At 42.6% G+C, this 20,218-nt stretch carries 18 protein-coding genes; 10 read left to right on the top strand and 8 right to left on the bottom strand.

What is annotated here, in order from left to right; genetic code table 11:
- The first annotated feature begins 173 nt into the window (after positions 1-173).
- Positions 174-2,396, top strand: coding sequence for a catalase/peroxidase HPI (gene katG, locus D1164_RS14450; protein WP_119350712.1), 2,223 nt, complete (start codon positions 174-176; stop codon positions 2,394-2,396).
- A gap of 354 nt (positions 2,397-2,750) precedes the next feature.
- On the top strand, positions 2,751-3,518 hold the full coding sequence (locus D1164_RS14445; protein ID WP_119350711.1) for a hypothetical protein: 768 nt from the start codon (positions 2,751-2,753) through the stop codon (positions 3,516-3,518).
- A 174-nt stretch (positions 3,519-3,692) separates the two neighbouring features.
- On the opposite strand, the gene D1164_RS14440 is transcribed toward D1164_RS14445, so the two are convergent.
- The 5 genes from D1164_RS14440 to D1164_RS14420 all read right to left on the bottom strand — a co-directional run bounded on the left by D1164_RS14440 (position 3,693) and on the right by D1164_RS14420 (position 7,013).
- Positions 3,693-4,259, bottom strand: a complete 567-nt coding sequence (locus D1164_RS14440; RefSeq protein ID WP_119350710.1) for a DUF4256 domain-containing protein — start codon at positions 4,257-4,259, stop codon at positions 3,693-3,695.
- A 178-nt stretch (positions 4,260-4,437) separates the two neighbouring features.
- On the bottom strand, positions 4,438-4,848 hold the full coding sequence (locus D1164_RS14435; protein ID WP_119350709.1) for a DoxX family protein: 411 nt from the start codon (positions 4,846-4,848) through the stop codon (positions 4,438-4,440).
- 6 nt (positions 4,849-4,854) lie between these two features.
- Positions 4,855-5,334 carry an SRPBCC domain-containing protein gene (locus tag D1164_RS14430; RefSeq protein ID WP_119350708.1) on the bottom strand — a complete coding sequence of 160 codons (480 nt, stop codon included), beginning with the start codon at positions 5,332-5,334 and terminating at the stop codon, positions 4,855-4,857.
- A gap of 5 nt (positions 5,335-5,339) precedes the next feature.
- A complete protein-coding gene (locus D1164_RS14425; RefSeq protein WP_119350707.1) occupies positions 5,340-5,681 on the bottom strand; it encodes an ArsR/SmtB family transcription factor in 342 nt (113 codons plus the stop codon).
- 351 nt (positions 5,682-6,032) lie between these two features.
- Positions 6,033-7,013 (bottom strand): GlxA family transcriptional regulator, encoded by a 981-nt coding sequence (locus D1164_RS14420; protein ID WP_119350706.1) that lies wholly within the window; start codon positions 7,011-7,013, stop codon positions 6,033-6,035.
- A gap of 126 nt (positions 7,014-7,139) precedes the next feature.
- On the opposite strand from D1164_RS14420, the gene D1164_RS14415 reads away from it, so the two are divergent.
- Positions 7,140-7,589 (top strand): SRPBCC family protein, encoded by a 450-nt coding sequence (locus D1164_RS14415; protein ID WP_119350705.1) that lies wholly within the window; start codon positions 7,140-7,142, stop codon positions 7,587-7,589.
- 123 nt (positions 7,590-7,712) lie between these two features.
- Here D1164_RS14415 and D1164_RS14410 read toward each other — a convergent pair whose 3' ends face one another.
- The 3 genes from D1164_RS14410 to D1164_RS14400 form a co-directional block, all read right to left on the bottom strand.
- Positions 7,713-8,201, bottom strand: coding sequence for a hypothetical protein (locus D1164_RS14410; protein WP_119350704.1), 489 nt, complete (start codon positions 8,199-8,201; stop codon positions 7,713-7,715).
- Between the two features lie 610 nt (positions 8,202-8,811).
- Positions 8,812-9,270, bottom strand: a complete 459-nt coding sequence (locus D1164_RS14405; protein ID WP_119350703.1) for a cupin domain-containing protein — start codon at positions 9,268-9,270, stop codon at positions 8,812-8,814.
- A gap of 373 nt (positions 9,271-9,643) precedes the next feature.
- Positions 9,644-12,052 (bottom strand): alpha-glucuronidase family glycosyl hydrolase, encoded by a 2,409-nt coding sequence (locus D1164_RS14400; protein ID WP_119350702.1) that lies wholly within the window; start codon positions 12,050-12,052, stop codon positions 9,644-9,646.
- 310 nt (positions 12,053-12,362) lie between these two features.
- Here D1164_RS14400 and D1164_RS14395 point away from each other — a divergent pair, with 310 nt between their 5' ends.
- From D1164_RS14395 to D1164_RS14365, 7 genes are all read left to right on the top strand, one after another.
- Positions 12,363-13,172: an HpcH/HpaI aldolase family protein gene (locus tag D1164_RS14395; RefSeq protein WP_119350701.1), complete on the top strand. Its 810-nt coding sequence runs from the start codon at positions 12,363-12,365 to the stop codon at positions 13,170-13,172.
- Positions 13,173-13,184: 12 nt separating this feature from the next.
- On the top strand, positions 13,185-14,117 hold the full coding sequence (locus D1164_RS14390) for a metallophosphoesterase family protein (RefSeq protein ID WP_119350700.1): 933 nt from the start codon (positions 13,185-13,187) through the stop codon (positions 14,115-14,117).
- 22 nt (positions 14,118-14,139) lie between these two features.
- A complete protein-coding gene (locus D1164_RS14385; RefSeq protein ID WP_119350699.1) occupies positions 14,140-14,739 on the top strand; it encodes a DUF1349 domain-containing protein in 600 nt (199 codons plus the stop codon).
- Positions 14,740-14,892: 153 nt separating this feature from the next.
- Positions 14,893-15,918 carry a LacI family DNA-binding transcriptional regulator gene (locus D1164_RS14380; RefSeq protein WP_147372194.1) on the top strand — a complete coding sequence of 342 codons (1,026 nt, stop codon included), beginning with the start codon at positions 14,893-14,895 and terminating at the stop codon, positions 15,916-15,918.
- 48 nt (positions 15,919-15,966) lie between these two features.
- Positions 15,967-16,941 (top strand): ROK family protein, encoded by a 975-nt coding sequence (locus D1164_RS14375; RefSeq protein ID WP_206611020.1) that lies wholly within the window; start codon positions 15,967-15,969, stop codon positions 16,939-16,941.
- Positions 16,942-16,958: 17 nt separating this feature from the next.
- Positions 16,959-17,600 (top strand): D-sedoheptulose-7-phosphate isomerase, encoded by a 642-nt coding sequence (locus D1164_RS14370; protein ID WP_119350697.1) that lies wholly within the window; start codon positions 16,959-16,961, stop codon positions 17,598-17,600.
- Between the two features lie 31 nt (positions 17,601-17,631).
- Positions 17,632-20,202, top strand: coding sequence for an alpha-mannosidase (locus D1164_RS14365; RefSeq protein ID WP_119350696.1), 2,571 nt, complete (start codon positions 17,632-17,634; stop codon positions 20,200-20,202).
- Positions 20,203-20,218 lie beyond the last annotated feature (16 nt).

Raw genomic sequence — 20,218 nt, 5'->3', positions numbered from 1 at the left:
AAACAAATACTACAATTCACTTGTTTTTATTTTTTAACGACCTGTAATTTCGTAATTTGCAAGAGTTATGGAATTAAGATTAACTCCATAAGTTATCATTATAGACAGATAAGATTTATTAATAGGAAGTATTTCAAATTTGTCAGTAGAAGCAATTAATTAATCAGTACAATATGGAAAATAATGCACATTCAAATGCAAGTTACAATGAGAATGATGAAAGTAAGTGTCCGGTTCCGCACACTCAGATGCATGGAGGAGGCTCAACAAATCGTGACTGGTGGCCAAACAAATTGAATCTGAACATTCTGCGTCAGCATGCTGCGAAGTCAAATCCGATGGGAGAAGACTTTAGCTATGCGGAGGAGTTTAAGAGTCTTGACCTGGCTGCAGTGAAAAAAGATCTGCATGCATTGATGACCGACTCCCAGGAATGGTGGCCGGCTGACTTTGGTCATTACGGACCACTTTTTATACGTATGGCGTGGCACAGTGCCGGTACATACCGTGTAGCGGATGGTCGCGGCGGCGGAGGCACAGGAAACCAGCGTTTTGCTCCGCTGAATAGCTGGCCGGATAATGTGAGTCTCGACAAGGCCCGCCGTTTGCTCTGGCCTGTCAAACAAAAATATGGAAGGAAGCTTTCCTGGGGCGATCTAATGATATTGGCAGGGAATGTTGCCCTTGAATCTATGGGATTCAAAACCTTTGGTTTTGCAGGTGGACGTGAAGATATTTGGGAACCGGAAGAAGATATTTATTGGGGTCCGGAAGGCGAGTGGCTGGAAAACCAGCGCCACAGCAAAGAAGGAAAACTTAAAGGGCCGCTTGCTGCCGACCATATGGGATTGATATATGTGAACCCGGAAGGGCCTGATGGCGAGCCTGACCCCGTAAAGGCGGCCTATTTTATCCGTCAGTCGTTTGCCCGTATGGCCATGAATGATGAGGAAACGGTGGCGCTTATTGCTGGCGGACACACGTTTGGAAAAGTACATGGAGCCGCTCCCGATTCCAATCTTGGCCCGGATCCCGAAGCTGCCCCAATAGAGCAGCAGGGGCTCGGCTGGAGTAATAAGTTTGGAAAAGGGAATGCCGAAGATACTATCACCTCAGGCCTGGAGGGAACATGGACAAAATCGCCTACTAGGTGGAGTAATAACTTTCTGGAAAACCTTTTCGATTATGAGTGGGAACTAACAAAAAGTCCGGCGGGTGCTTACCAATGGAAACCCAGGGGGCAGGCAGGAGCAGGTAGCGTACCTGATGCGCACATTCCCGGAAAAAGAAATGCGCCATTTATGCTTACCACTGACCTTTCGTTAAGGTATGACCCCGATTATGAAAAGATTGCCCGGCGCTTTTATGAAAACCCGGATGAATTTGCGGATGCATTTGCACGTGCCTGGTTTAAGTTGACACATCGCGACATGGGACCCAAATCACGTTATCTTGGTCCGGAAGTGCCTGATGAGGAGTTGATTTGGCAGGATCCGGTTCCGGCTGTTGAGCATGAACTGGTTAGCGAAGAGGATATTTCTGTACTGAAAGAAAAAATACTTGATTCAGGGCTTTCTGTACCGGAACTGGTAGGTACGGCCTGGGCTTCGGCATCAACGTTTCGCGGTTCTGATATGCGTGGTGGAGCCAACGGAGGGCGTGTCCGACTGGCACCACAAAAAGACTGGGAAGTAAACAACCCGGTTCAGCTGGCAAAAGTAATTAGCAAGCTGGAAAATATCCAAACGGAGTTTAACAACGCACAATCAGGGAGCAAAAAAGTTTCACTGGCCGACCTGATCGTGCTGGGTGGGACAGTCGGAGTGGAAAAAGCCGCAAAAGATGCCGGACATGAAGTGGTAGTGCCCTTTACTCCCGGCAGGACCGATGCCACAGCGGAACAAACCGATGTGGAATCGTTCGCGTACCTTGAACCGGTTGCAGACGGGTTTCGTAACTACCTGAAGCCTGGGCAAAAATACCCGGCAGAGAACCTGTTGATTGATAAGGCGCAATTGCTGACACTTACCCCGCCTGAGATGACTGTTCTTTTGGGAGGCATGCGTGTTCTGAATGCGAACTTCGATCAGTCGCAACACGGCGTTTTTACTAAAAATCCGGAGACACTTACAAATGACTTCTTCCTTAACCTGCTTGATATGGGCACCACCTGGAAGTCTGTTTCAGCATCAGAAGATCTGTTTGAAGGTCGTGATCGAAAAACGGGAGAGCTTAAATGGACAGGCACCCGCTTTGATCTTATTTTTGGTTCGAACTCGGAGCTTCGTGCCCTGGCAGAAGTTTACGGAAGTGCGGATGGACAGGATAAGTTTGTGCAGGATTTTGTGGCAGCATGGACCAGGGTAATGAATCTTGACCGTTTTGATATAGCCTGATGTTTGACTGTTTGGCACTTAAAGCCAACAGGGATTGAAAAATATATTTAAATTATATTGAGCCGGAGCCTTAGAGTCGCCGGCTCACTATTTATAATATCGGTATAACTGATTTTCTCAGCTGTCCTTCAGGTTAATATTTTTTTGATAGATAATAAAACTATGATTTGAGTTTCACCTGTTAATTTGGATTTAACAGACGAATTGTTTGTTCCGCTTTGCGTCCGGAAGTGTTGAGCGGGGAATGGAAGAGAAACATGCAACGGGAGAATACCTGCATATTTTCTGTGTTAAGTCATTGACAACACAGCTGTTTTTCAGTAACTTTATGTAGGAAAACAAAAAAATGCAGCCATGGAAAAGTATTATTACCTGGTGTTTACTCCCGAATCGTTTATTGCATCGCACCTGAAGCCGGAAGATTTCGGCCACTACCTGTCAGTCGGCACTAAAAAACGTACCCGCGGACAAAACATTTTTTTTGAACTTGATCCGGGGAAAATGAAAGAACTGCCCCACGAGTACATTGATGCCAGGCTTGTGCCATATGCGAATGGAGAGCCAAAACGTTCGGTATTTTTCGGTATTTACCGGGTACTGGAAAAAACACCGCTGGCAGCCATCAAAAAACTTTATCTTGCCACCTACGATGGTAAAGTACTGGGAATTGAGTCGTCTGAGTATGAAGAAATTGAATCCGATGAAATTCATCTGTATCAGCAGTTTAATCCGGCGACTACGCGGGTGGCAAGCAAATTGCTGCCCGGTGAGTTTGTTCGTTTTTTAACGAATACTCAAAAGCCGGTTTCCACGCCTAAGTTGTTTTTTGCCGAACTGCTGCTTAATGAACTGGCTACCAACCCGGGTGCGCCACTGCACAACCTGCCTTATCCAAATCCGGATCATTTACGGGAATGCCTGCTGACATTAAAGGAAACAAAAGGAAAACTGACCAAAACGGTGTTACGGTTTATGCGGGGCGACCTTTCTTTCCGCACCATCAAAAACGGCTTTTTTGTTGGAGAAAGAGAATATTTCCTTTATTTCCCGTTTCCAACAACGGAAGAGTTGGAACTAAAACATTACAGTTGGTGGAGATCGGCGCTTACACAACACTATTGAAGCTGGTTGTTCCTGAAACAGAAGGTAAGTATTTCGGGGCAATCGCCGGCGTAAAGTTATTTTGATTCTGGCGGTGTGTTCAAAATGTTGTCCTTCTTTATATGGTTAGGATGAAGGGTGAGGGAGAGATACAAACGACTTTTATATGTCATTTTTAGACTAAGTTGCATAAATTCACACCCTTAGCGAGCCGCGGAATCCCCTGGCGGCATAATAAGAATCTGCTCCGTTATGATACAGAAAAACATGATTGTAACGGCGATCGCAAAAAACGGCGCCACCGAGCTTCCGAATTGCCGCAGGTGTTTGCACCCAGCTGGATGTTTTCAAATCAAACTTTTCTAATCGCTGCAGCTCCCGGTATTGCTCTTCTGTTAGAAGTTCAATTCCCATAGCAGCAGCCATATTCACAGCACTGTCTTTTGGCTTATGCTGTTTTCTCGATTCCAGCGCTTCCTGATCGTAGCAAAGGCTTCTGCGGCCTTTCGGACTTTCCTCCGAGCAGTCATAAAAAATGTATTCGCTTGTTTGGTTATCATACCCAACAACATCTGGTTCCCCGCCGGTTTCTTCCATTTCGTTGAGCGTCCACAATTTTTCAATATGGGTCTCCAGTCTCGCCAGAACATTAGACCATTCCATACCTTCATGGCGGTTCCTGTTTTTCTCAAAACGATCTTTCAATACGCTGAGTAGTTCTTCCACCTCTTTTGAGGATAATTTTTTGCTGGAATTGTTCATGGTATTAATTATTAGTTATATAAGTGGGCTTGTTGTTTCCATATTACCATAAAAAACGACCTTCAAACTTATTGTGTAAATACATACCGTATTATTGTTGAATAACAATAAAACCCGATTCCGGTTCGATTTAAACCTGTGATATAATTTGTTTAATCGTCCGAAAAACTCTGGAATATTAGAGGGTAATTGCTATTGACTTTCTATCGATAGGTCTGAAATACCATGAAGTTATGGTCAGCATGAGTAACAGTACAGGTCCAAAAAAATCGATGGCGTTACTTCCACTGGCAATATGCGAAAATACCGCCCCTGTCATAGCAAAGAAAAAACCTGCATAGGCCCATTCCTTCAATAATCTGACCCCGGGAATTAGAACTGTGATTACACCAAGTATTTTCCATATACCAAGTATGGTTAACAGATAAACAGGATATCCCAAATGTACCATCAATTCTATATCTGCCTGTTGTTTTAGAAGCTGTACGATTCCTGTGGAGAGCATCCCCAATGCAAGCCAAATAGTGGCAAACCAATAGATGATTTTAGTTGCTTTACTGTTTGGCAGGTTTATTTTTGTCTTTTTCATGAAGAGTTATTTAAGTTTGTTAACGAGATTTTGTAATCGGTTATGTGCCATATTTATACCTAGGGCAAAGGGCATTTGTAGCAGTTGATCCCTGTATGCAACCGATCTGAAAATAATCTGCATGCTGAGTTTGCTGCGGTGGCTGTCAGAATCATCCGTAATTTTTTTAAATTCCAAAAATTCAAGCTGGACGGGGAAGGATGTATTTTCCATTTCAAATGTCCGGGTAATTTTTTCGTTTGGAACAAACTCATGGATGGTTCCGTTGGCCCGGAATACTACATTCCCCTGGGGATCGGTTGTTTCAAACTGCCAACCACCGTGCTTTTTATTTTCCAGTTTAAGTACTTTTGTTCCCATCCATTGCTCAACAATTTCGGGCTCTGTATATGCTTTAAAAAGCAATTCAAGGGGTATATCAAATTCTCTTGTTATCAGGATTTCCTGTTTGCCATCTTCAGCATGGACCTTTGTTTTTCTTTCCATAATAATTATGTGTTTTTCTGATAGTTATCGGGATTGTAGTTTTTCATGATGCTTTCCAGTTTATTGAACCTGTCATCCCACAGTTTGCGAAATGGTTCAATAAAATCAGCTATTTCTTTTATTTTTTGAGGATTTAAGTGATAATATATTTCCCTGCCTTTTTGCTCCTGTTCGAGTAGTTTACACTCGGTGAGTATTTGCAGATGTTTTGAAACGGTGGGCCTTGCCGTATTAAAGTTTGAGGCTATGATACCTGCTGTCATGGATTGTGAGGCAGTTAATAGCAGAAGTATTGCCCTTCGTGTTGGGTCTGCAATGGCCTGAAATACATCGCGTCTTAAATTCATTGTGTAGTTATTTGACTACAAATATATATGTAGCTATTTGACTACGCAAGTTTTTTTAATGTTTTTTTTGTCAGCCATGAAGTTTTTTACATTAACTATTCAGAAATATTGACTGTTCTGGCTTTGTAGTATTTTCCGGATAACAATCTGATTTAACGTATTTAGCATTCTCTATTTTTGTAGAGGTCTTGCAGTGCTTTAGGTTTCTTTATTCATGCATCCGATTGACTTTTTATCGTAGCTTCACGAATACCTGATCCCGGAACTGAAAGTATTGTACATGCAATTTTAGCGTTCACTGCGTAAACACTATGAAGACGACATTTTTTGTTGTTTTTATGGTGCGCTGGTTTAATACATTGCTTCCTTGTTATATTTGTTTTTGTACGCCAATGGTGACATTCCCGTAATTTTTCTGAATACCTCACGAAATGCTTTAACATCTGAGTAACCTACATCATACATCACTTCGTTGATGTTTTTACGACTCGTTTCAAACGCTTTCTTGGCCGCTTCTATTTTTACCCTTTGGGTATATTCAACAGGAGTATTACCTGTAGCTTTAATAAATCTTCTGTCGAAGTTCCGTCTGCCAACGGCTAATTTCGTTGATAGGTTTTCAATGGATATTTTTTCGTGCAGGTTGTTTTCAATATAGGTTTGTGCTTGCTTGATCATTTCATCACTATGCGACTTTTGTCCCGTAAAGATGATAAATGCCGATTGACTTTGCCTGTCTATTTCAATCTGAAATACTTTGGAACAAAATATGGCTGTTTGCCTGTCAAAATATTTTTCTACCAAATAAATAATAAGATTTAGGAAAGAGTATGCCCCGCCATTGGTGTAAATTCCACTTTCATCTGTAATTAACCTGTCGGTTTGTAAATTGACTTTGGGGAACATTTCCCGGAAGGTCTCTGCAAATGCCCAATGTGTCGAACAGGATTTACCGTTCAACAACCCTGAAGAGGCAAGCAAAAAAGCTCCGGTACATATACTGGCGACTTCTGCTCCGTTTTTATATTGTTCTTCAATCCAGTTAATCAGTGGTTTGTTACCAGTTACTGCTTCCTGGTAGTTATGGTTTAATGACGGAATGATGATAAGATTGGTTTTTGGGATGGCAGAGATGTGCATATGCGGCTTCACGGTAAATAAACCGTCATAGAATTCCACTTCTTTTGAGAGCCCGGCTAATACAACGGTATACGATTCCCTTTTATGTTGTTTTTTCCAATACGTAATGGCTCTTGAAAAAATTTTGTATGCACCAACAATACTACTCAGGTTGTTCTGTCCGTCAGGAGTTATGATGGTAATGTGTTTCATAAGAATTTCTTTTTAGCAAAGATAAAAGATTAGTGTGTCTAAATCAACCTGTGAAGATGTCTGTTTTGCACCCCTTAAAAGTGTATTCCAGACATTAAATTTGCAGATAAATTAAATTTCAGAAAAATGACAACATCAAATTTTACACTTACATTACTTACAGAGAAAACTCCAGCAGAAGTATTCCAGGCGATTAGCAATGTCCGTGAGTGGTGGTCCGGGTATCATTCGGAAGAAATTATGGGGAGGAGCGTAAACCTTAATGATGAGTTTAGCTTTAGTGCTGCGGGAGGAATACATTATTCCAGGCAAAAGTTGGTAGAAGTAATACCCCACAAAAAAATAGTTTGGCTTATTACAGACAGCGATTTCGGTTATATTGCGAAAAAAGATGAATGGACCGGAACTAAGGTAATATTTGAAATTAGTGAAAAAGAAGGGAAAACTCATTTGGTGTTCACTCACGAAGGATTGACACCTGCCGTAGAATGCTATGAAACCTGTGCTCCCTCGTGGACTATGTATTTACAAAACAAGCTGCTCCCATTAATTAATACAAAAAATCGCCTCTCTTAAATACAACACATATTCCCGTAACAACATCGTATTTAGGTGTCGCGATATTTTGTATTCTGTATTTAGTGGTTCGTCTCATCAAAACACTTCCTGTTTGGACATAATTATTTTTTTAGGCAGCCGTCAGAATGCATATCCGAGACCTATTCCAATACCCAAAAATCCGAGTTTGGCTTTAAAAATGAAGCCACCTTCGGGTTTTTGATATCTATATCCAAAATCGATAAGTGGGTATACAAATATTTCATCGTGTTCCGTATCTTTCCCTATAAATGTACCCCCGTTTATTTCAAAATGTTTATTCCCTTTGCCCGTGAGCATTGTAATAGCTCCTAAAGCACCGAATCCTCCGTTTGCCATAATAATACCAGCAGTTCCTACACCTCCTCTTCCATACCAGGTTGTTTTCTCTCCTGAATAAATTTGCCTTTCAAGATTTATGGATGCCTGACCCGCAAAATGAAATCCAAAATCTGCATACAGGTTTACTTTACTTAGTTCTGTTGCCGTTGTAATCCGGGCTTCCGATTGATTACACAACAACAATAACAGTATGCCAATAAACAGGATTATATTGGCATTGAATGATGAATGAAAAAGGTAAGGTTTCATAATGATAATTTTTGGTTTTTAAATTATTTCTAACGGTCCGGAGAAAAGAACCGTTGCATTTCTCCATGCACTTACCTTTCATCCAACTAAACCGTTGGTTTAATGTTAAGTGCTTTAAATTTATCACTATGTGTGCCATGCTTTTTGACCAACAGGTTACAGGCTGGCCTTTCATTAGCAGGATTAAACCGGTCATATAATTGTCAATATTGTTTCTTGTATATAACATGATTATACTACCAGTATCTTTATACATCTTCTGTAATCCAAATGTTACTTTTGAAGGTATTGAAAATCAAAATAAGAGGAATGCATTTTTTTACCCCACATTGCCTTCCCCGAGCTTCGTACGGGGCTATTTTTATTTATGTCCTTCAGACATTTTTTTATCCCGAAAGGGATTAAACAATAATAGCCACAGGTAAATCTTTTGGTAATGAAGTGGATATGAGAAGAACCCCGAAGAGGGTTCAACCCTTGATTCGCATCAATAATCTCAAAACAATTTAATCGACCTGGCTCCGGTATTAAATCGTTTCCGCAAGCTACCAGTTAAAATGGAACCCAACTATCTTCTACTTATTTTGATTACCGGAACTTTTCAGGTTTTTTATATTTTCCATTTTGGGGTAAATGCAATTCTTTTCCCGTCATCCGTAGTATGTTCTTCCAATGAATGTTCTTTTGCCTGAATGCAAATATAAACCATCTCTTCGTCTGAGGTATTGCACAAACTTCTCACACCTTCAGGTGCAACTCGTATAACACTGCCTTCCTGTATCGGAAAACAATCATCATCTACCTGATAATAGCCCGAACCTTTGAGTATAATATATATTTCTTCGTCTTTGTAATGCAGATGGAAATATCCCAATTCTGCTTTAGGTGGTATGGTAGTAAAAGAAATTTCCGTTCCTGTTGCTTTGCTTGGGGTTTTCACAAACACTTTTCCTTTAATTTCCGTTCCTAATTTAGGGTGAATGTGAGAATAGGATTTTATATCCTCTAGACTTCCAATATTTATTGCAGTGTAATTTTTATTTTCTGAAATCGTTTCTGTCTTTTTCATATTTTAAAATTTTTAATGGAATAATCTTTTTTGTGTTTGTTTCCTGAAAAGCGTTTTTTTCATGCAAATTGTCGGGTGCTAAGCATAAAACCTGGGCACTTGCATTGTTGTATGTTTATTTCAAATTTTTTGACTTTATAAAAGTAATACATTCTCTGTATCCGGGGAAAAGTTTTTTTTATCCATCGAACGTAAGGTTTTACTGGAGTCGAAAATATAAACCGGCTTGCGGGTATAAATGGTATCAAAATACGATACCATATACGATGATAAGTTTCAGTCGTTTTCGAATTTCATCCGCCAACTATTCCTGAAGGTAACGAGGTAGTAACTTGTTCCGGATAATGGCAAATTGGTGTTGTCTATTTGCCCCTTATTGTTTCAGCAGCCAGATTTCCGAAACCTGCGAGCCGCGTTCCCCTTCGCCACATGTCCATTTAAAAATCACTTTGCCGTCGGCGATGGCTTCTTTGGGTACTTTGAATTCATATATAGGCTGGATGCCGGTTTGAATATAATCGTGGACGGGAAAATCATCGGCTACCATTTTTATCCGGGAGCGAAAACGACCGGTATAGGAAATTCGGATTGTGTAACTGCTGTGTGGATCAAGGTGGTCATAAATAATTTCCAGCGGCTGACTGTAGAGCGTGGTTGCCTGGTTCATCCAGGCAATGGGCGACACCTGTCCTTCGAATCCCGCAGCTGTCACTTCATGCACCCATTCTTCTTTCCGCAGGCCAATGCCAAAGCTAACACGCGGTGACTCCAGTCCGCCCGGGTCTTTTTCCCAGCTAATGCCTTTTTTTATCCGGGCCATACTTTTGGGAGAGCCAAAATTATCATAAAAACTGCCCGGTCCCGGATTATTCCGTTGAACGATTTGAATAACCTCCTGTAAACGCTGGTTTTCGTCCGGCAGCTTTTCAATGGCCGAAAGCCGGAATAACAGCCAGGGCGCGTTATTTAATGGTACATCAATATTGTCGATAAAGTTTCCGCGGCCTTTCATGGCATGGTGTTTTTCTACCGTGAGCTGGGCGCCGATACTTCTGAATAAGGAATCGGCCAGACTAAAACAGCGTTGGCGTAACTCCGGCATGACTGACTTTTTTGCTTGCAGCAGAACCGCTTTCGCCTCGGGAATCACATTATCTGCCCCTTTTTTTGTGGCTTGTGATAATGTTTCGAGCGCTTTTTGTTCCAGTGCCGTTTCATAAACCAGTCGCCGGTAAATGTAGGCGTCGTAGTATGCCCTGATCAGCCCCATCTGAAAACGGAAATTGGACAGAACTTCATCCGGCGCTTTTTTCTCCATATCCTGCCATTGGTAAAGGGTTTTCATTACTTCATCGTTGATTAACAGCGGCCCCTGGATATTGCGTTCAAGCGCCATCATTCCCTGGGCCACATCTTCTGTAAAATCCGGGCCAATGAAATAGCGGGCATAGTCACGTAATGTTTCAATCACCGGCGTTTGCGGATCCCAGTCCTGATCGCTCCACACTATTTTATTTAAATCATCATTTGTTCCTTCTGAATAGCTGATACTTCCTTCTGCCAGATTGTCAAAAGCATTATGAATTATCTTCTGGTCGGAAGGGCGCGGATTGATACACTCACGCCCGAGGGTAATGGCATATGCCAAATCCCATTCAGGTATCGGATATTGACAACTGAGACTGTGTGTGATGTCGGGATACCGGCGAATAGGTATGTCGGGATGAATGATTTTCCGGATTTCTGCAATGGGCGTTTTTATCCACGGACCGAAAACCACTCCTCCAAACCAATCGTATCGCTGGTTGACATGCCGGTAAAAAACATCGAACCATTCCTGCGTAGGCTTAAAAACCTGGGGGGAAACCCATATTTTGGCTTTGGGATGATACTGGTGCAAGGCATCGGCCACCTGTTCAAGCCAGGTAAAAAGAACATCGGGTTCTACCTCACCGGGATCTCCGCCCGGAACAAAAAGGGCGTCTAACCGGGGAACGGTTTTGAAAACTTCAAGGCGTTCATCAAGTTCTTTTTTTATGGAATCCGGATGAGTGTAGTTTGGCCCCAGGTTGGGGTACCACATCCAAACGTCCATTCCATAGGCATCACATATTTTTGATTGTTCCGCAATCATTTCAATAGCCGGTAGTTTCATGTGCACACTGGTAAAATCATCGTCGGTGCGGGGTGGCATTATCTCTATGGCGTTTGCTCCAAAAATGGCAAGGTCCCGTATGTAGCTTTCGTACTGCGCTGGCGACCATGCGTCGTAAGAATTGGTTTTGGGTCTGTATCCCAACTGATGTCCGCGAATGGGGTAGGCCGGAGAAGATGCGATATTTAAATCATCCGGAACCAGAATTTGCCCCGGACGGACTTCCATTTTGCGCAGCAGTTTCCCTATTCCATACAAAAGACCGCGGTTATCCTTTCCGATTACCAAAACGGTTTGCGACTCCTTTACAACAGCAATTTTGTACCCTTCTTTTTGAATGGATGGTAATTCAGTAATAACCTGCCGGTATTCCTCAGGGAATTTTTCAATGTGTTTTTCTAATCCAACGGCAATTGCCGGGTGGCTTTTCCGTGGCCAACTCTGCGCAACGGAAAGCCGGATATTGCTCCTTTTTTCAGTCTCTTCCTGCAAGACATCCAACGCTTTTAATACGCGTCTGTCTTTCTTTTCGAAACAGATAATTTGGGCCTCAGTTAAATCAATATGCTGCGAAAATCCTTTTCCGGCAAAAAAAGCAAGTAAAACAAGTATGAGCGTTTTTTTCATGATATGAATTGTGAATTCATTCACAAAGGTACAGCGTCAGGAGATGAAAAGCTTTTGGTATTTTATCCGGAATTTCTGATTAATTGTCTTTTGTGAAAGGATGGATAATGTGTATTTTCAGAGCGGTTTAAAATTGGATTCTTTACAAAATGCCGGGAATCAATATTATATAAAAATCAGCCAACATAATTGTAGATACATTCAATATTTTGCAGTTAATTTGATAGAATTTTGATTTGTTCGATCGATTTTATGTTTTTAATAAGAGAGAACAGGTTAATATTATTTTAACGGAAAACTTTAAGATCAGATGGAAAAAGGATTGCTTTCTGCATTGAAACAGGGAAAAACGGTTTACGGGACCAGCATTACTTCCCATGCTCCGCTATGGACAAAAACAGTGGAAGGAGCCGCGCTCGATTTTGTTTTTATTGACACGGAACACATTCCGCTTGAACGCTCGGATGTTGCGCGAATGTGCCAGACATACAGTGCTATGGGAATTACTCCTGTTGTGCGGATTGCATCAGCCAATCCGGTGCTGGCCTCTCAAATATTGGATGCCGGCGCCAAAGGGGTGTTGGCCCCATATATTGAAACCATTCAGCAGGTGAAAGAACTGACAGGTGCCGTAAAATACAGGCCGCTGAAAGGGAAACAACTGCAAAAAATCCTGGACGATCCGGATTCTCCGGAGCCGGAACTGATGAACTACATCCGGAATTTTAACCGGGGAAATGTATGTATCCTTAACATTGAAAGTATCCCGGCCGTGGAAAACCTTGAAAATTTGATTGCCGTTCCCGGGGTCGATGCTGTTTTTATCGGTCCCCACGATTTGTCCGTAAATATGGGGCTGCCGGAAGAATACGATCACCCCGAATTTGAAAAGCGGGTGAAATATATTATCCGCACTTGCAGACAGGGGAATGTGGCGGTGGGGATTCATTTCTCCGAATCGCCCGACCGGCAGATAAAATGGTTGAAAGAAGGAATTAATATCGTGATTCACAGTTCCGACATTGCCCTCTTTTCTCAAAAGCTGAAACAGGATTTAAATCAAATCAGAGCTTTTAACGGACAGAAATCAGTGGACGATCCGGGGAGTGTTATTATTTGAAATTTGAATGTTATGTCAAGGATGAATCTTTGTAAGTATTTGTTATTTAGTGCTCTGTTTGCGGTTTTGATGGGACTGTTTTCAGTGGCTCATGTTACCGCACAAGGAGCTGCAAAGGCACAAAGTAATTCCTTTGAATTTGTGTTTCTGACTGATATTCATATTCGGCCTGACATGAATGCGCCCATAGGCTTTCAGATGGCTATCGATGAGGTAAACCGGCTAAATCCTGATTTTGTGCTCACCGGAGGAGATTTAATTTTTGATGCCCTGCGCGGAAACCAGCAGCGAAGTGATTCTTTGTTTACCTTGTACAAAAATATGAGCAAAGGATTCAATATGCCGGTTTACCATTGTTTAGGCAACCACGATTTATTTGCTATTTATGAAGAAAGTCCTGAAGGTGAAAACCACCCCGATTATAAATACGGAATGTTTGAGCGCTACCTGGGTGAAACTTATTACTCTTTCAATTACAAAGGATGGCATTTTATTGTGCTGAACTCACTGGATGTTACAGAGGATAAACGCTACAAAGGTTTTGTGCATGGGGAACAACTGCAATGGTTGAAAAACGATTTGAAAGAGGTGGACAATACCACGCCGGTAGTGGTTGTTACGCACATTCCATTCATTTCTACCTGGAAATTCGTCAACGGAGGAAGCGGTACCCGCACAGTGGAAAATGCGGATGAGGTTTTTGCGCTTTTTGAAAATTACAACCTGAAACTGGTTTTGCAGGGGCATATTCATTGGAAAGAAGAAGGTTTTGTGAACGACTGGTTTCATTTTATTACCGGAGGCTCCATTGCCGGAAACGCTTGGAAGGGCAGAAGACACAACACCCGCGAAGGGTTTTTTTACATCAAAGTAAATGATGCCGTTTTATCCTGGGAATATGTGGATCACGGATGGGAGAAAAAGCGGCTTAAATTGGCTGAATAAAATAGCATAAAGATTGAAAACGATGGATAAATCAGTTTTTCAAAATTATTTTTGGTTAAACCCTCCTTCGAAATTTGAAATAAAAAGGGATGAACTGGTGTTGGTGACCGAACCGGACACTGACTTGTGGCAAAGGACTTATTACGGTTTCAGGAAGGACGATGCCCATGCTTTTCTGACCGAAACAACAGGCGATTTTACTTACACGGTAAAAACCAGGTTTGAAGATGCCCGGAACCTATATGATCAGTGTGGGGTATTGATGTACATCGATTGCGATAACTGGATAAAAGCTTCTGTAGAGTATGAAAATGAGACTTTTTCAAGAGTCGGTTCAGTGGTTACAAATGGGGGATATTCAGACTGGGCAACCACAGATATTCCATCATCTTCCAATGAAATGTGGTACCGTTTGAGCCGTTGCGGACAGGATTTTTATATCGAAAATTCGGTCGATGGTAAAAACTTTAACCAAATGCGTATGCTGCATATGCACCTTCCGTTCGAAAAGGTGAACCTGGGTATTTATGCGTGCAGCCCCCAGGCGGGAAGTTTTAAAGCCATTTTTTCTGAAATGAAACGGGAGGCCACTCAATGGCATCCGTTCAATAAAAATAATTGATTAGTTTTGTTGACCAGGTATCAACCAACAGGGAAAAATGAGATGAGCCAGGAGCAGAATTTTTACAAATAACATTTTTTAAGTGACAGGTTCCCTGTCTGATTGAGCAAGCCAGCCAGGCATGTTTTACCGCAGGAAAGAACAAGTAAAAACATGAAAAAAACTTCTTTAAATGATATTGCAGAGCGTCTCGGCGTTTCAAAAACACTGGTTTCTCTGGTATTAAACGGAAGGGGAAAAGAGCATCGTATCAGTGAAGAAGTTTGCCGGAAAGTTATTGAATTGGCAAAGGAACTGAACTACCAGCCAAACCAGATTGCCAAGGGGTTACGAACCGGAAAAACCAATACCATCGGTCTGATTATTGCCGATATTGCCAACCCGTTTTTTGGAAAACTGGGACGCGAAATTGAAAATGAAGCGTCGAAACACGGTTACAGGGTGATGTTTTGCAGTTCTGATGAAAAAGCGGAAAAATCGAAGCAACAAATTGGAATGCTGATGCAGGGGCAGGTGGACGGCTTTATTATTTCACCCCCGACCGGAAGCGAGGCACAAATTCAGGAATTGCAAAAAAGAAAAATTCCTTATGTTTTAGTCGACCGTTATTTCCCTCAAATAGAATCGAGTTACATTGTTGTCGATAATTTTCAGGCTTCCTATGATGCAACGATGCATCTGGCTAAGCAGGGATACAGAAGAATCGCCTGCCTTTCTACGCAGAGTAATCTGATAAATATGAACCAGCGTTTGGAGGGGTATAAAAGTGCGCTGGCAGATTCAGGATTAGAGGTTTTAGAAGAACGGATTAAAACAGTCAGCTTTACACACGAAAAAAATGACATTTTATTGGCAATAAAACAGCTATTGCAGGAGGAAAAAGAACGGGCAGATGCTATTTTGTTTACGACCAGTAAAATAGGAATTATGGGATTGGAATGTATCCATTCACTGGGAGTGAAAATTCCGGATGATGTGGCGGTGGTTAGTTTTGATGACCCGGATGCTTACCGGATAAGTAACCCCACCATTACGGCAATTGCACAGCCCTTAACGGAGATAGGAAGTCAGTCTGTAAAGGTTTTAATGGAGTTGATGAGCCCTTCCAAAGAGAAATCAAAGCCTCAAAAAATAACATTGAAAACAAATTTTATTGTGAGAAGATCCAGCGAGAGATAATTTTTATACTTTTGCTAAACCGATTTAACACTAATATTTTGAGAAACTATGACTACAGAAAGTGACAAATACTATATGGGCATTGATGTTGGAGGGACCAAATGTGCCATTGTAGTAGGCGATAAAAACTTTACAGTTCATCGTCGGGTTCAGTTTGAAACCAGGGTCGAAAGAGGATATGTTGAAATCCTCGAGGAGTTTCACCGGCACATTGATGAATTGTTTCTCGAATTTCCAAAAGAAAATTTGGCCCGGATTGGCATTAGTTGTGGTGGCCCACTCGACTCGAAGAAAGGTGTAATTTATTCGCCTCCCAATCTTCCGGGGTGGGACAGTGTGCCTATTGTCGAGATTTTTAGCGAAAAATATGGTGTGCCTGCAGCAGTTCAAAACGACGCTAATGCCTGCGCCTTGGCCGAATGGTTAATGGGCGCCGGCAAAGGAACCCAAAATATGATTTTCCTGACATTTGGAACCGGAATGGGATCCGGATTAATTCTGGACGGAAAACTGTACGCCGGCACCAACGATTTGGGCGGCGAGGTTGGCCATGTGAGATTGGCCAAAAATGGTCCGGTGGGTTTTGGAAAAGCCGGCTCATTCGAAGGTTTTTGCAGTGGCGGCGGAATTGCACAGTTAGCTGCATCTGTGGTTTCTGAGAAGTTGGATAACGGAGAAGCCGTTGACTTTTGTCCCGATAAAGAGAAAGCAGGCAGTTTGACTGCCAAAGACGTTGCAATAGCAGCGAATGCCGGCGACCCGACTGCCGGGGAAATTATAAGGATTTCAGGCGAATATCTGGGGCGGGGGCTTGCCATATTGATTGATATCATCAATCCGGAGTGTATTGTTATCGGAAGTATTTACGCCCGGAATGAAATGTTATTTAAACCACATGTCGATCGGATTCTGGAACAGGAAGCCATTCCTGCAGCAGTGGAAGTGTGTCAGATAAAACCTGCTTTGCTGGGCGATTCCATTGGCGATTTCGCAGCGTTGTGTGTAGCGCTTTATGAAAATTAATTTTAAAAATTTTGAGTATGGAAAATATTATTTTGCAACAATTGCTAAATCGATATAGCAGAATAAATTTTTTGAAAGAGCCTATAAAAGATGCTGTTGAGATGATAGTAGATTCTTTCAGAACAGGAGGAAAATTTCTGGCCTGCGGCAATGGGGGAAGCAGTGCCGATGCAGACCATATTGTAGGTGAGTTGATGAAGGGTTTCGAAATGAAAAGGTCACTGGAGCCGTCATTTCAAAAAACACTGGATGATATTTCTCCTGAACGGGGAAAATTACTGGCAAATAACCTTCAGCAGGGATTGCCGGCTATTTCCCTTTCTGCGCACACTGCACTGACTTCTGCCGTTTCCAATGATATTGGTGGTGATTACATTTTTGCACAACAGGTTATCGGTTATGGGAATCCGGGAGATGTGTTGCTGGGATTGAGCACCTCTGGAAACTCCCGAAATGTACTTGATGCGCTGATTGTAGCAAAAGCAAAAGGTTTAAAAACCATTGGAATGACCGGTGAAACAGGAGGTAAAATGAAAGAGTTCTGCGATGTGCTTATTAATGTTCCGGAAAAGCGCACTGCCTTTGTGCAGGAGTTGCACCTTCCGGTGTATCATGCAATGTGTTTAATGATTGAAAACGAAATGTTTGGTATGCAATAGAATTTGAATTGTCCAACTAAAACCAATAAAAATGAGTAAAAAAGTAACTGAAAATGGTACCGGGATTACAAGAAGGGATTTTATAAACCGCAGTGCTGCAGGTACCGCAGTGGTGGTTCTGGATCCGGTTAGTGCTTTTTTTACCGGAGGAAATGATGGAAAGATTGCCTGGCCTGCCAACGCACTCGATTTTCGTTTTCACATGATTGGGCATGCCCACATCGATCCGGTGTGGCTTTGGCCCTGGTCTGAGGGATTGTCGGTAATCCACAGTACTTTTCGTGCGGCACTTGACCGAATGAACGAAACGCCTGATTTTACCTTTGTAGCAAGCTCTGCGCAGTTTTATGAATGGGTGGCGGAAAACGACCCGGAAATGCTGGATGAAATCCGGCAACGCGTAAAAGAAGGACGATGGAATATTGTAGGAGGCTGGTGGGTGGAACCCGATGTTAACATCCCGGACGGGGAAGCAATGGTGCGGCAAGGATTATACGGCCAAAAAACATTTGAGCGCCTGCTGGGACAGAAAGCCACCATCGCGTTTAATCCCGATTCGTTCGGCCATGCCGGTACGCTGCCGCAAATTCTGAACTTGCAGGGAATGAAACATTATGTGTTTATGCGTCCCGGGCCACATGAAAAAAATATTCCGGCCGACCTGTTCTGGTGGGAAGGTACTGATGGCTCGCGTGTGCTGACATACCGCATTCCGATTAGTTACAATGAAACCAAGCCGGTAGATAATCGTGTGGAAAGAATTCTGGAAAGGTTTCAGAATCAGCCAATGAAAAGTTTTATGGCTTATTATGGCGCCGGAGATCACGGAGGAGGCGCTACCAAAGAAAATATCCGCTCAATAGAAGCATTGAAAAATGACAGTGCAGCCCCCAAGGTGTTTTTCAGCACGATGGATAAATATTTTGAGGAAGTTGAAAAACAGAACCTGGATTTGCCAACTGTAAAGGATGATTTGCAGCATCATGCACAGGGGTGTTATACTGCGGAAATCGAGATTAAAAAGGGCAACCGGCAATCGGAAGCCGCCCTGGTAACAGCCGAAAAAATGGCAGCCATCGGAAAGGTGGCCTGGCGGGCAAATTACCCGAAGCATGAATTCACCACGGCGTGGCAGCGTGTCCTGTTTTTGCAGTTTCACGACAGCCTGGCCGGAACCTCATTGCCGGAACATTCCCAAACAGCCCGAGAAGGCTATGGTTATGCTCTTGATACGGCGCATCAATCAATTATCAAAAACATCCAGAAACTGGAATGGCAAATTTCTTCAGAAGATCCGGAATCAGAATATCTGGTCGTTTTTAATCCGCACACCTGGGAAACACGGCAAACCATAGAATATGATTTTAACTGGAGTGACAGACGAGCTGCTTCAAGGGTAGAAGATGAGAAAGGAAATCCGCTTCCGCACCAGTGGGCGGCGGGAACTACCGAAACCGGAAGCCGCAAAACACTGATCACGGAAGTTGAACTGCCTCCGTTTGGGTACCGTCAGATTCGGCTTATGGATGCCAAAACTCCTCCGGTAGAGAAAGGGGTACAGGCCCAAAATAACACCCTTGAAAATGAGTTTTACAAGATTCGTTTTTCAAAGAATGGCGAGATTGGTATCCTGGATAAACAGACTGGTAACGAAGTGTTTTCAGGAGGAGAGGGGGGATGTAAAGCCCTTGTGATAAATGACCCGAGCGATACCTGGAGCCACGATGTAAAAGCGTTTTCGGAAGAAATAGGTGCTTTTGGAAATGCCAAAATCAGAGTACTCAGGGAGGGACCGGTAAAAGGTGTCGTCAGGGTAGAAACAAGCTATGGAGATTCCACCCTTACCATCGACTGGGCTTTGTCAAAAGGGTCGCGGAATATTGAAGCCAGTGTTTCACTCAACTGGCATGAGCGGCTAAAAATGCTGAAATTCTCATTCCCGGTAAATGTGGAAACTCCGGAAGCAACTTACGAAGTGCCTTACGGACATATTGTCCGCGAAGCTAATGGCGATGAGAATCCCGGCCTGCGCTGGATTGATGTAGCAGGAAAACAAAACGGAAATACATACGGGCTTTCGGTAATTAATGATGCAAAATACGGGTACAGTGTCAATGGAAGTGACATTCGTATTTCTGTAGCCCGGGCAGCGGTTTTTGCCCATCATAATCCTAAAAAACTAAACCTGGAAAATTCATACCAATGGATGGATCAGGGAATTCATACTTTCCGTTTGCTGCTTGTTCCGCATAACAACTCATGGAAAGAAAGCCGGATTGCTCGTATTACAGAAGAATTTATGGCGGCACCGGTGTGTATTTATCAGGGAATTCATGATGGGAAACTGCCTAAAACAGGCTCGTTCCTCTCTGTGGATAAGCCCAATGTTATTGTTTCATCCATTAAGCAGGCGGAGGATTCCGATGACATTATTTTCAGGTGTGTAGAAACATCGGGAGTTTCAACCGCGGCAACACTTGACATTCATTTTGCCCAACGTACATGGAAGGGGAATTTCCGCCCGTGTGAGATTAAAACATTGCGGATGAAACCCGGTACCGGACAGATCCAGGAAGTTAACCTGTTGGAAGAAGCAGGATAAAATATTTATCAGTTAA

Origin of the sequence: Mariniphaga sediminis (assembly GCF_003573545.1) — a bacterium.
In the GTDB taxonomy this organism is placed as follows: Bacteria; Bacteroidota; Bacteroidia; order Bacteroidales; family Prolixibacteraceae; genus Mariniphaga; species Mariniphaga sediminis.
This window is presented reverse-complemented; position numbering and strand designations above follow the sequence as displayed.

Bases quoted from the DNA above. Each gene is read 5' to 3' on its own strand.
- katG (WP_119350712.1), top strand. From the start codon at position 174: ATGGAAAATAATGCACATTCAAATGCAAGTTACAATGAGAATGATGAA.
- D1164_RS14445 (WP_119350711.1), top strand. From the start codon at position 2,751: ATGGAAAAGTATTATTACCTGGTGTTTACTCCCGAATCGTTTATTGCA.
- D1164_RS14440 (WP_119350710.1), bottom strand. From the start codon at position 4,259: ATGAACAATTCCAGCAAAAAATTATCCTCAAAAGAGGTGGAAGAACTA.
- D1164_RS14435 (WP_119350709.1), bottom strand. From the start codon at position 4,848: ATGAAAAAGACAAAAATAAACCTGCCAAACAGTAAAGCAACTAAAATC.
- D1164_RS14430 (WP_119350708.1), bottom strand. From the start codon at position 5,334: ATGGAAAGAAAAACAAAGGTCCATGCTGAAGATGGCAAACAGGAAATC.
- D1164_RS14425 (WP_119350707.1), bottom strand. From the start codon at position 5,681: ATGAATTTAAGACGCGATGTATTTCAGGCCATTGCAGACCCAACACGA.
- D1164_RS14420 (WP_119350706.1), bottom strand. From the start codon at position 7,013: ATGAAACACATTACCATCATAACTCCTGACGGACAGAACAACCTGAGT.
- D1164_RS14415 (WP_119350705.1), top strand. From the start codon at position 7,140: ATGACAACATCAAATTTTACACTTACATTACTTACAGAGAAAACTCCA.
- D1164_RS14410 (WP_119350704.1), bottom strand. From the start codon at position 8,201: ATGAAACCTTACCTTTTTCATTCATCATTCAATGCCAATATAATCCTG.
- D1164_RS14405 (WP_119350703.1), bottom strand. From the start codon at position 9,270: ATGAAAAAGACAGAAACGATTTCAGAAAATAAAAATTACACTGCAATA.
- D1164_RS14400 (WP_119350702.1), bottom strand. From the start codon at position 12,052: ATGAAAAAAACGCTCATACTTGTTTTACTTGCTTTTTTTGCCGGAAAA.
- D1164_RS14395 (WP_119350701.1), top strand. From the start codon at position 12,363: ATGGAAAAAGGATTGCTTTCTGCATTGAAACAGGGAAAAACGGTTTAC.
- D1164_RS14390 (WP_119350700.1), top strand. From the start codon at position 13,185: ATGTCAAGGATGAATCTTTGTAAGTATTTGTTATTTAGTGCTCTGTTT.
- D1164_RS14385 (WP_119350699.1), top strand. From the start codon at position 14,140: ATGGATAAATCAGTTTTTCAAAATTATTTTTGGTTAAACCCTCCTTCG.
- D1164_RS14380 (WP_147372194.1), top strand. From the start codon at position 14,893: ATGAAAAAAACTTCTTTAAATGATATTGCAGAGCGTCTCGGCGTTTCA.
- D1164_RS14375 (WP_206611020.1), top strand. From the start codon at position 15,967: ATGACTACAGAAAGTGACAAATACTATATGGGCATTGATGTTGGAGGG.
- D1164_RS14370 (WP_119350697.1), top strand. From the start codon at position 16,959: ATGGAAAATATTATTTTGCAACAATTGCTAAATCGATATAGCAGAATA.
- D1164_RS14365 (WP_119350696.1), top strand. From the start codon at position 17,632: ATGAGTAAAAAAGTAACTGAAAATGGTACCGGGATTACAAGAAGGGAT.